Below are 11,787 nucleotides of genomic sequence, written 5' to 3'. Positions count from 1 at the left end.
AAAAGGCCTGCCCGGCTGGGCAGGCCTTCTTGGGTTATTGCTGGTTCGATCAAATACGCATTGGCATAACGACGTATTTGAAGCGGTCGTTACCCGGGACAGTAATCAACGCGCTGGAATTGGCGTCGTTGAAGCTCCATTGAATTTCTTCAGTATGGGTGTTGTTCAGTACATCAAGCAGATAACCGACATTGAAACCGACGTCGATGACATCGCCGGTGTAATCGACTTCGATTTCTTCAACGGCTTCTTCCTGCTCGGCGTTGGCAGCGATCAATTTCAGACTGTTTTCACCCAGCACAACACGAACGCCACGGAATTTTTCATTGGTCAGAATCGCCGCACGCTGCATGGCCTGCATCAGTGTCTGACGGCCAACCGTCATGTGGTTCTTCAAGGTTGCCGGAACAACGCGTTCATAGTCAGGGAACTTGCCATCAATCAACTTGGAGACCAGAACCACCGACCCAAAGGCAAAACGCACCTGGTTGGAGGTCAGGGTAATGTTCAGTGCATCATCTGTATCGACCAGCAGACGGTTCAGTTCGAGCACTGTCTTGCGGGGCAGAATCATTTCCTGACGCGGGAAATCGGTATCGATTTCAACGCTGGCATAAGCCAGACGGTGTCCATCGGTAGCCACCGCACGCAATTCCTTGCCTTCAACCAACAGCAGCAGTCCGTTCAAGTAATAGCGAACATCCTGAGCTGCCATCGAGTATTGGGTCTTGCTGATCAGCTGACGGAATGCCTTTTGTGAAATCGAGAACTGCTTGGTCTCGCCTTCGCTGACTGTCATGCGCGGGAAATCGTCAGCCGGCAGAGTCTGCAGACTGAAACGACTCTTGCCACCGCGGACCAGCAGTCGCTTGTCTTCCAGAATCAGGCTGACTTCAGTGGTATCCGGCAGGGAGCGCAGAATCTCCTGCAGCTTGCGAGCACCGACGGTGACAGCACCATCGCCATCGCCACCAGCGCCTTCGGTAGACGTTGTGATTTGAATTTCAATGTCTGTTGCCAGCAAGGTTAGCCGGTCACCTTTCTTTTCCAGCAGAACATTGGACAAGATAGGCAGCGTATGACGGCGTTCGACAATTCCCGACACCGACTGCAACGGGGCCAGAAGCGTGTCTCTTTGGGTTTTGATAAGAACCATAAATTAAATTCCTAAGTAGACTATATCGGGAACAATTCTGTGGATAACTGAAAAATTATCTTTAATTTCAGATGATTGAATCAGATTATACGATCTGCGAAAGTGGCTTGATTGCTTGTGGGTGAAATCCGGACAATTTTCCCACAAAGTAGGAATTCCCATATAACTCACAATTGATTCACAGCTTTTGCACAGGGTTATCGACAGCTTCATCCTTTTAATACCTGCAGCAATACATGCAAGTCATGGTTTAGTTCGTTTTCCTTGAGGCGCAAGGCATCGATAGTCTTGACCGCATGAATGACCGTGGTGTGATCGCGACCGCCGAATGCATCACCAATTTCAGGAAAGCTGTGCGAAGTCACTTCCCGACAAAGCCACATGGCGACCTGACGGGGTCGGGCAATGGCACGGGTACGCTTTTTGGAGAAAAGTTCGGCAACCTTCATCTTGTAGTAGTCGGCCACCGTCTTCTGGATATTATCAATACCCACATTGCGGGCCGAACCAATGACATCCTTCAGCGCTTCCTTGGTCAGGTCCAGCGCAATGGCACGTCCATGGAATGAAGAGTACGCCAAGACCTTTTTCAAGGCACCTTCCAGCTCACGAACGTTGGAACGCAAGTGCTTGGCAATAAAAAACGGTACTTCATCATCCAGCTGAATGCCTTCGGCCTCAGCCTTCTTTTTCAGGATTGCGACACGCATTTCGAGTTCCGGTGGCTCGATCTGGACAGTCAGGCCCCAGTCGAAACGAGTCACCAGGCGATCATCAAGACCATTGATATCTTTCGGATACGTATCGCAGGTAATGATGATTTGCTTGCGTGCTTCAATCAGCGCGTTGAACAGGAAGAAGAACTCTTCCTGAGAACGGTTTTTTCCATTGAAAAATTGAACGTCGTCGAGAAGAAGCACATCGAGCGACCGATAGGTACGCTTGAACGTGTCAAAGGACTTTTGTTGATAAGCGCGCACCACATCCGAGTAATAGTCTTCGGCATGAACGTAGCGAACAATCTTTTCAGGATTTTCCACAACGATGGCGTTACCAATGGCGTGAATCAGGTGGGTCTTGCCGAGGCCGGCACCGCCATAGATAAACAGCGGGTTGTATGCACCACCGGGATTATTCGCAACTTGTACCGCAGCTGCGCGAGCCAGATCATTCGCCTTACCCACAACCAGATTATCGAAAGTAAATGATGGGAAGAGCCGGGACTTTTCATAATTACCCCCTCTGCCTCGGGATTTTTCCGGCGCCGGCATTTTCTTTTCAGTGGGGGCAACTGACTTGGCGGCTATATTTTCTTCCGGATCACTGTTGGTCTCAATTCGGCTGGCGGCAGCTTTTCCACTGCCGATGACCAACGCAATCGTGACCGGGCCTGGGAAAAAATTACGGCTGTAATCTTCAATGCGTGCGAGGTAACGATCGCGCACCCATTTCAATATGAAGGTATTCGGAGCAATCAGGCGCAGGCCATCGTCCAGGGCTGTATCTTCGCCTTCGAGCCGCAATGGCCTGATCCAGGTGTTGAATTGCTGTGCGGGCAATTCCTGCTCGAAGCGTTGCAAACAGGATTCCCAAAAACCGGCCATGGACGGAAAAGCTCCTCCCCGCGCATTCAAAATAGATTTTGATGGCGGTTATTAGATATTTGATTTAATGATATTTTTTGAAAATTACGGTGGCGGACAAACAGCCAGCGAATGAAGGATTTTACCTCTCATCGAGGAAGTTATCCACAGCTTTTGAAATTAAATCAACTTGACAGAACACCATCAAACAAGGTGTAATCACGCGTTTTTCTAAGCACATCAAGGGATTACAACATGAAACGCACGTATCAACCGTCGGTCGTGCGCCGCAAGCGCACCCATGGCTTCCTGGTCCGTATGCGCACCAAGGGTGGCCGTGCAGTTATTGCTGCTCGCCGCGCCAAGGGTCGTACTCGTCTGGCCGTTTAATCGGACGTTTGGCGAGGTGGAACAAACCTTCGCCCGACGCTATCGCCTGACAAAAACGGATGAGTTCTCATCCGTTTTTGGTTTCAGGAGGGCAATTCGTGGCAAGTTGCTGATGTTGCACTATCAGCCTCGTCCCGAGGGTAATACCGAGGCAAGACTTGGTGTGGTAGTTGCCAAAAAGCTGCTCAAACGCGCCGTCGACCGTAACCGGGTCAAACGTGTCGTTCGCGAGCAATTTCGGCTACACCGGGCCGCCTTGCCTGGGGTTGATCTGGTAGTCAGGTTGGCTGCAAAGCCGGCACCGCTCGATGGAGCTCAACTGGCTGCCGATTTCCTTGCCTTGCTGGATAAGTTGCAACGGTCCAAGCCGAAGCGGGAAGCATGATGAAGTACCTGTTGATTGGTCTGATTCGCATCTATCAATATGCAATCAGCCCTTTTCTCGGGCGAAGCTGCCGGTATGTTCCCAGTTGTTCGACATATGCGGCAGAAGCAGTACAGAAATATGGCGCCTTCCGGGGTGGCTGGTTGGGCTTTAAACGAGTCTGCCGTTGCCACCCGTGGCATCCTGGTGGGTACGATCCTGTACCCTGAATCAAGAATTCTTTTGTAGGCTGTTCATGGATACTCGACGCCTGATACTGGTTTTGATCTTCACGTTTTCCAGCTTCATGCTGTGGGAAAACTGGCAGAAATACAACCAGCCCAAACCCTTGGCCGAAGCGGCTAACTCTGCCGCTATTGCTGGTGCAGCGCCAATACCTTCCGCTGCTCTGCAGGCAAAGGCAGCTCCCGGCGAAGTTCAGTCAGCTGTGCCGGCATCGACTGCAGCAACATTTACGGTTGCTACCGACCTGATCAAGGCCAGCATTTCCGAACAAGGCGGCGATTTGGTCGAACTTGAACTTCTCAAGTACAAGGCCCATGAGGACAAGTCGAAAAATTTCTTCTTGTTTGATGCCAAGCACCAATATGCAGCGCAAAGTGGCCTGATTGGCGAAGGGATGCCAAATCACCGCACATTATTCAAGCGTGTCGATGGTCCGACAAGTTTGGCAGATGGGGTTAACGAGTTGAAAGTCCGACTTGAAGCAACCGCTGCCAATGGCGCAAAGATTGCCAAGATACTGACTTTCAAGCGTGGTTCCTATGACATCGATGTCACTTGGGAAATCAACAACACCACCGATAAACCACTGACACCTAACGCTTATTTCCAATTGCAGCGTGATGACGTCAAGCCGGAAGGCGAGACGAAGATGGTGTCAACGTTTACCGGTGTTGCGGTTTATACCGATGCAGAAAAATACCAGAAGGTTGATTTTGCCCATATCGCTGAAAACAAGGCCAAATTTGCCAAGAACGCCGACGATGGCTGGCTGGCCATGGTTCAGCATTACTTTGTGTCAGCCTGGGTACCCAAAGACAAGACGCCGCGCGAGTTTTACATGCGCAAGGTCGACGGGACCAATGTATTTCAGGCCGGTGTCATCGTCCCAATCGCCGAAATTACACGTGGTTCCAAGAGCGACATCACCGTTACCCTTTTCGCGGGACCACAGGAACAGTCGGCGCTCAAGCAAGTTGCTACCGGACTTGATCTGGTTGTCGACTATGGTTGGTTGACCGTTGTTGCTGCACCAATATTCTGGGCACTGGAAGCGATTCACAAGATCGTCGGCAATTGGGGCTGGGCAATTGTGGTTCTGACTGTCATTCTCAAGGCAATTTTCTTCCCGCTATCAGCCGCTTCGTACAAGTCGATGGCCAAGATGAAAAAGCTGACGCCTCGTCTGACGCACCTGAAGGAACGCTATGGTGACGACAAACAGCGTCTGAACCAGGAAATGATGAAAATGTATCAGACCGAGAAGGTCAATCCTCTCGGCGGCTGCCTGCCTATCCTGATTCAGATTCCAGTCTTCATTTCGCTCTACTGGGTGTTGCTCGGTGCCGTAGAAATGCGCGATGCGCCATGGATACTGTGGATCAAGGATCTGGCGTCTGCTGACCCCTATTACATTCTGCCTGTGATCATGATGGTCTCGATGTTTGTTCAGACCAAACTGAATCCGACACCACCGGATCCTATCCAGGCCAAGGTCATGATGGCCATGCCGCTGATCTTCGGCTTCATGTTCTTCTGGTTCCCGGCCGGTCTGGTTCTGTACTGGGTGGTTAACAACGTGCTTTCCATCGCCCAGCAGTGGCAGATCACGCGCCTCATCGAAGCTGGCGGCAAGGCTGCCAACGACGCAAAAGCATAAGGTGTGAAGTCAGACACCATTGCTGCCATCGCCACGGCCCCCGGCCGTGGTGGTGTTGGCGTCATTCGTGTATCGGGCAGCAATTTGCTGCCCTTTGCATTTGAACTGACCGGAAAGACGCCCAAACCCCGTTATGCAACTCTGGCTGATTTTAAATCAGCCGACGGTGCCACGGTCGACAGCGGAATTTTGCTGTTTTTCAACAATCCAAATTCATTTACCGGCGAAGACGTCCTTGAGCTGCAAGGCCATGGTGGCCCAGTTGTCATGCAGATGCTCCTCGCCCGCTGCCTTGATCTCGGTGCTCGTTTGGCCGAACCTGGTGAATTCAGCCGACGGGCCTTCCTGAACGGAAAAATGGACCTGGCACAGGCTGAAGCCGTTGCCGATCTGATTGATGCCGCAACTACCAGCGCAGCACGTTCTGCGGTTCGTTCATTACAAGGCGAATTCTCGCGTGCCATCGGTGAACTTAACGAAGAATTGATCAACCTGCGAATGCTGGTTGAAGCCACGCTGGATTTTCCTGAAGAAGATATTGATTTCCTGAAGGCAGCCAATGCCTTTGGTCGACTGGAACGCCTGCAACTGAAGCTAGCCGAGATATTCGACCGCGCTGGCCAGGGAAAACTGCTGCAATCAGGGCTACACGTCGTTCTGGCTGGGCAGCCCAATGTTGGCAAGTCCTCACTCCTCAATCGCCTCGCTGGCGACGATCTGGCCATCGTCACGCCGATCGCCGGCACCACACGCGATGCCCTGCGATCAACCATTCAGATCGAAGGCATTCCGCTGCACATCATCGATACTGCCGGCCTGCGCGAGACAGATGATGAAGTCGAAAAAATTGGTATTGAACGTAGCTGGAAGGAAATTGAACGTTCCGATGCGGTTCTTTTACTGGTCGATGCCCGGACCGGTGTCACCGAAGCTGACCACGAAATTCTCGACCGTCTGCCGGAACGTCTGCAACGTATCACCATCTACAACAAGATTGATCTCTCAGGCAACCAGCCGGAGCGACATGATGAGCCGGACAGCACCGCCATATCCCTTTCTGCACGCTCTGGTGAGGGTATAGGCCTGTTACGCCAGGAATTGTTGAGAATTGCTGGCTGGCATCAGGCCGAAGATGTATTCATTGCTCGCGAACGCCATTTGCGAGCCTTGTCTGATGCTCAGGAACATGTCGCTGCTGCCAGAAACGTGGTTGAAGGTGTATTTCCGGCACTTGAATTGTTTGCCGAAGAACTTCGCCTGGCTCAGCAATCACTTGGCCAAATTACTGGCGAATTCACCGCAGACGACCTTCTTGGCGTCATTTTCAGCCGCTTTTGCATCGGAAAATAAGCCTGTCAGTAAGTCTGTGCACAAGCTGTCCAGCAATTGTTGGTAAATCAGCTATTTTTTTAAACCCAAAAACTATCCGGAATTCATCCACAGGCAAGCCAGTGGGTTACCAACCCCTCTTATTTGAATTCAAATCATTGAAAATGATACGATTATTTTAGTTATCCACAGAAGTGTTGCTTAGTTATTCTCAATAGTAGGTTTACTTATAGTTATTATTAAAAGCAAAAGGCAACACCATGAAACGTTACGGGCACTTGATCACCCTGACGCTAAAACTGAAGTATTTAGTTTTTTTCTAATAAAATTCAGTTACTTCGTTCGAGGAAGCGATCATGCGAATCACGCTTGTCCATCCCGCCGGTTTCAACTTTGTACCCGGTCAACCGGATTTTTCGGTGCTGGCCAATCGAATGGCACCCATCGGGATCATGCAACTGGCCAGTTGGCTGGAAAAGTTTGGCCATAGTGTGCAACTGCATGATTGTCTCGGCCCATATGCACCGCCAACCATTGTTGAAAATGCCGAGATGGTGCTGGCGACTGATCCGGAGATGGTGGGGTTTTCAGCAACGACATCCGGTTTCATGGATGCTTTCGAAATTGCAGCTTATATACGGGCCAAACGACCGGAAATAAGGATTGTTTTTGGCAATGTTCATGTCTCGTCGCTGGGTGCTCCGATCCTCGAACATTTTCCGGAAATTGACTATCTGGTTGTTGGCGAAGGTGAGGGTTCGTTCCTCGATCTGGCCGACGGTAAGCCACTCAAGGACATTGGCAACCTGATTTACCGGGATGAAACGGGCAGGATCCGTATCAATCCACGTCGTGACCGGATTATTGATCTCGACGAACTCCCCTTCCCTGCCTACGAAAAATTGGCTGGTTTTCCCCACGCTTATCACCTGCCACTGTTTGCCTACGAAAAGCGTCATGGGGCAACGATGATTACGTCCCGCGGTTGTCCCTATACCTGCTCGTTTTGTGATCGGACGGTATTTGAGCGACTGTACAAAACCAATTCGGCGCAATACACCTACGATCACATGAAATACCTGCGCGACAAGTTCGGCGTCCATCACATCAACATGTATGACGACTTGTTCACAGCCAAGAAGCAACGGGTTTTTGACCTCTGTGAGTTGTTGATCAAAAAACCACTGGGTATTCAGTGGAACTGCGCCATTCGTACCGGACATACCTCCGATGAAATGCTGGCCAAACTCAAGCAGGCAGGCGTTCTCATGGTGTCGATGGGTATTGAATCGGCCGATCCGGTGATGATGGAACGCCACAAAGCCGGCGTAACGCTTGAAGCAGTACGCGACACAGTTCGCCAGATTCACGCGGCAGGCATGCGGGCCAAGGGTTTGTTCATCTTTGGCATGCCAGGCGAGACGCCTGAAACAGTCAAGGTCACCAGTGATTTCATCCTGTCGCTGGAACTGGATGAAATGAACATGACCAAGTTCAGCCCGCTGCATGGCGCGCCGATCTGGGACGAGTGTGCCAACAGCAATGTTTCAGGGGAGATGATTGAAGACTGGCGATTGATGAATTGTCTGAACTTTGTCTTTTTGCCGCACGGCTTCCAATCGCGAGAGGAGATGGACGCGCTGTATAACTGGCACGTCAAACGCTTCTACGACAGCAAAGGGTATCGTCGCCGCTTCGCCAAGCGACTGTGGGCCCATCGCTGGAGCTTGTGGCATGTGATCAATCATCTGCCTGAAACGATCGCTGCTGCGCGGTATTTCAATTCAAACAAGGAGCAACTGGAAAAAGCCAAGCGCGAATTCAAGCTGCATCCGCGTCAGCCGGTTGGTTTGAAACCATTCCTGAGCCCGGATTTACAGGTTGATCACATCGTGGCCATGTCGCCAATCAAAATGTCTCGGCGTGAAGCGATGAAGGCAATTATTCCCTTGGTTGAGGAAGGTACGGGCTGCTGTACGCCGTCAGCCTTGCAGGCGGCGGTATAATCCCTCGTTTTGGTCGTGGGCATTGGAAAGGAAACGGGCATGAATGAAAATTTCGTTTTTGTGCGTTTTTTCCGGTTGACCGCAGTGGTCTGTTTCATCGCCGCGCTCGGAGCCTGCAACACCAATGAAACCCGTCCGGAAGGCGCAAGCAGCGGTGCAGAAGCAAAAACAGCCGTTGTCCGTCATGGCTATGCCTGCTGTAACCTGCATTATTCAGGGGACTGGATCAGTGATTCCAATCTGGCTGAATTGCCGTTCATTGCTGTCGGCACACCAATTGGCGTCAAAAAAATCGATGGCAACCGTGCTTACGTCGAGATTAATGGCAAGCCGATGCGCTTGGGCCACGACTATGGCCGGGATGAAGAGACGATGGAGCAGTGGGTTAACAAGCTGGTTCTGCTCGAAGACCCGAAGTTAAAGATGGCCAAATATTCGCCAGTCACCCGTGCCGCCATCGTCAAGGGTCAGTTGATGAAAGGGATGACCAAGGAACAGGTCATCATGGCGGTCGGCCATCCCCAGACCAACGAAAATCCCCACCTGGATGGCCCATACTGGCGTTTCTGGTGGTCCAGTTTCGGCCCTTATTACGTTTATTGGACCAAGGGCGGTACGGTTAGCAAGATTGACGGTCATTCTGAAACGGTAGGCAATATGACCTACAAGGCCAAATAAGACAGACTTCAGCCGTAAAGAAAGATAAAGGGTAGTTAGTGATGGAACAGCAGGCGAAGAATGTGGAACGTCGACAGTGCGATGTGCTGGTGATTGGTGGCGGGCCTGCTGGTTCTACCGTTGCGCCGATGCTGGTCGAAAAGGGTTACAAGGTGGTGGTACTGGAAAAGGCGCACCACCCGCGCTTTCACATTGGCGAATCCCTGTTGCCGGCCAACTTGCCATTATTCGAACGCATGGGCATCGCCGAGCAAGTGAAGGCCATCGGCATGATGAAACCCGGTGCTGAATTTGTTTCGCCAAATCATGAAATGACCTCGGTCTTCAACTTTGCTGAAGCCTGGGACAAATCCATGCCCTACGCCTACCAGGTCAAGCGCGACCAGTTTGACGAAATCCTGATTCGCAATGCCGAGAAAAAGGGCGTCGAAGTCCATGAAGGCTGCAAGGCCAAGGCAGTCGATTTCCTGCCTGACAACAATGCAGCCGTTCGTGCAGTCCATGATGACGGACGCGAAACTGAATGGCAGGCCCGTTTTGTCGTTGACGCTTCGGGCCGTGACACTTTTCTGGCCAATCGTTTCCAGATCAAGCACCGAAACCCGAAACACAACAGTTCGGCCATCTACGGTCATTTCACTGGCGTTCAGCGTCATGAAGGCCCGGCCGAAGGCAATATCACCATTTTCTGGTTCGATCACGGCTGGTTCTGGTTCATCCCGATGCCAAACGACATCACCAGCATTGGCATGGTGACTTGGCCTTACTACATGAAAACCAAGGGCGACCGCAGTCTGGAACAATTCCTGCGCGACGGTTTTGCCCAGTGTCCAAAACTGACCATGCGGCTGACCAACGCCAAATTGATCAACGAAGTCGAAGCTACCGGCAATTTTTCGTATGTATCCGAGCGAAACCACGGCAGCAATTACGTCATGCTCGGCGATGCCTATGCCTTCATTGATCCGGTATTTTCCTCCGGCGTGCTGCTGGCCATGAATAGTGGCGTGATCGCCGCCGAGGCCATCGATACCTGCCTCAGGACACCAGCCAAGGCCGCAGCTGCCCTGAAACGTTTTGACGCGCTGATGAGGCATGGGCCGAAGGAATTCTCCTGGTTCATCTATCGCGTGACCAATCCGATCATGCGTGAATTCTTTATGGGACCCCGCAATGTCCTACGGGCCAAGGAGGCCGTGCTCTCCATGCTGGCGGGTGACATTTTTGGCAAGACACCCATCTGGCCATCGATCTGGGTCTTCAAGTTCCTCTATTACGCCGCCAACATCATGCAGCCGAAGCGGGCGTTCATGGGTTGGAAGCAGCGGAAATTCAATATTCGCAAGGTCGACGACGCTGTCGTTTACAACGCATAGTGACGCTCCGCTTCGCTTCCTTTCCACTGACGGTTTCACGTGAAACCGGCGCCGAGCTGGGTGGGGCCATCCTTGGCGAACCGCCGAGCGGGGCCATCACGGATTGGCCGCAACAACGAATTTTTGCGCCCTTGCTCGGGTCGACCACAGCTGTAGTTCAGGAAGTCTGGCAAACGAATCAAGCGCTCACCTCCGGCACCAGCGAAGGTATCGTCTGGCGCCGAGCCGGCGATCTGCTTTATGGGGTCATCGAACTGGACGAAGCCGACTTCCCTGGTTCGGCAACGTGTTCGTCGTTGCAGGCAGCCAGTGCCGAGGCCTATCGTCGTATCTTCCGTCTGCTTGATGCTGCCCAATTGCCCCATCTGTGGCGAGTCTGGAATTACCTGGCGGCGATCAATCTGGAGACCCGGGGGCTGGAGCGCTATCGCCAGTTCAATATTGGACGTCAGGATGCCTTTCTCGAATGCCATCGTGGTGCCACCGGCAATGTTCCCGCAGCCTGCGCCATTGGTCTGGCCGGTGGCCCGTTGAGCATTGCCTTCATGGCCGGCAAATCACCTGCCGTGCCGCTGGAAAACCCGCGGCAGGTCAGCGCCTACAACTATCCGGCCGACTATGGCCCGCGCAGCCCGACATTTTCGCGCGGAGCGCTGGTTTACCTGCCCGGGCAGGAAATCCTGTTTATCTCGGGCACGGCCAGTATTGTCGGCCACCAGACCGTGCATCCGGGCGATGTGGCCGGCCAGTGTTGCGAGTGCATTGCCAATATCGAAGCAGTGCTGAGCGAAGCAAATCGCCTGCGTCGTTCCTCGCCATTCGCGCTGGGCGATCTCTTGTACCGCGTTTATGTACGTGAGGCCGGTGATTTCCAGATCATTCGCGAGACCTTGGCATCGTTGATTGGTGGCGCAGAAGTGGTTTATCTGCAGGCCGATATTTGCCGGCAGGAGCTGTTGCTTGAAATCGAGGCTAGCGCCTTGCACGCGTTGGAGGATTGAC

The 11,787-nt window shown here is 52.3% G+C and carries 11 protein-coding genes; 9 read left to right on the top strand and 2 right to left on the bottom strand.

What is annotated here, in order from left to right; translation table 11 throughout:
- Positions 1-49 precede the first annotated feature (49 nt).
- Together IPJ12_09565 and dnaA are read right to left on the bottom strand one after the other, a co-directional pair.
- Positions 50-1,156 carry a DNA polymerase III subunit beta gene (locus IPJ12_09565; GenBank protein ID MBK7647391.1) on the bottom strand — a complete coding sequence of 369 codons (1,107 nt, stop codon included), beginning with the start codon at positions 1,154-1,156 and terminating at the stop codon, positions 50-52.
- A gap of 209 nt (positions 1,157-1,365) precedes the next feature.
- Positions 1,366-2,760, bottom strand: coding sequence for a chromosomal replication initiator protein DnaA (gene dnaA, locus IPJ12_09560; protein MBK7647390.1), 1,395 nt, complete (start codon positions 2,758-2,760; stop codon positions 1,366-1,368).
- 234 nt (positions 2,761-2,994) lie between these two features.
- Here dnaA and rpmH point away from each other — a divergent pair, with 234 nt between their 5' ends.
- The 9 genes from rpmH (at position 2,995) to IPJ12_09515 (ending at position 11,786) form a co-directional block, all read left to right on the top strand.
- Positions 2,995-3,129 carry a 50S ribosomal protein L34 gene (rpmH, locus tag IPJ12_09555; GenBank protein MBK7647389.1) on the top strand — a complete coding sequence of 45 codons (135 nt, stop codon included), beginning with the start codon at positions 2,995-2,997 and terminating at the stop codon, positions 3,127-3,129.
- 16 nt (positions 3,130-3,145) lie between these two features.
- Positions 3,146-3,514 carry a ribonuclease P protein component gene (rnpA, locus tag IPJ12_09550; protein ID MBK7647388.1) on the top strand — a complete coding sequence of 123 codons (369 nt, stop codon included), beginning with the start codon at positions 3,146-3,148 and terminating at the stop codon, positions 3,512-3,514.
- Positions 3,511-3,723, top strand: a complete 213-nt coding sequence (yidD, locus tag IPJ12_09545) for a membrane protein insertion efficiency factor YidD (GenBank protein MBK7647387.1) — start codon at positions 3,511-3,513, stop codon at positions 3,721-3,723. The genes rnpA and yidD overlap by 4 nt, the downstream gene beginning before the upstream one ends.
- Positions 3,724-3,749: 26 nt before the next feature.
- A complete protein-coding gene (gene yidC / locus IPJ12_09540) occupies positions 3,750-5,396 on the top strand; it encodes a membrane protein insertase YidC (protein ID MBK7647386.1) in 1,647 nt (548 codons plus the stop codon).
- Between the two features lie 3 nt (positions 5,397-5,399).
- Positions 5,400-6,746: a tRNA uridine-5-carboxymethylaminomethyl(34) synthesis GTPase MnmE gene (gene mnmE, locus IPJ12_09535; GenBank protein ID MBK7647385.1), complete on the top strand. Its 1,347-nt coding sequence runs from the start codon at positions 5,400-5,402 to the stop codon at positions 6,744-6,746.
- Positions 6,747-7,081: 335 nt separating this feature from the next.
- Complete coding sequence (locus IPJ12_09530; GenBank protein ID MBK7647384.1) at positions 7,082-8,731, top strand: cobalamin-dependent protein; 1,650 nt, start codon at positions 7,082-7,084, stop codon at positions 8,729-8,731.
- 39 nt (positions 8,732-8,770) lie between these two features.
- Positions 8,771-9,409, top strand: coding sequence for a hypothetical protein (locus tag IPJ12_09525; GenBank protein MBK7647383.1), 639 nt, complete (start codon positions 8,771-8,773; stop codon positions 9,407-9,409).
- 41 nt (positions 9,410-9,450) lie between these two features.
- Complete coding sequence (locus IPJ12_09520; protein ID MBK7647382.1) at positions 9,451-10,785, top strand: tryptophan 7-halogenase; 1,335 nt, start codon at positions 9,451-9,453, stop codon at positions 10,783-10,785.
- Complete coding sequence (locus tag IPJ12_09515; GenBank protein MBK7647381.1) at positions 10,785-11,786, top strand: hypothetical protein; 1,002 nt, start codon at positions 10,785-10,787, stop codon at positions 11,784-11,786. Before IPJ12_09520 ends, IPJ12_09515 begins: the two co-directional genes overlap by 1 nt.
- Position 11,787 lies beyond the last annotated feature (1 nt).

This window comes from Betaproteobacteria bacterium (assembly GCA_016709965.1).
Classification (GTDB): domain Bacteria; phylum Pseudomonadota; class Gammaproteobacteria; order Burkholderiales; family Rhodocyclaceae; genus Azonexus; species Azonexus amarohabitans.
Note: the sequence above shows the minus strand (reverse complement) of the source record. Positions and strands in the feature narration are given on the sequence as shown.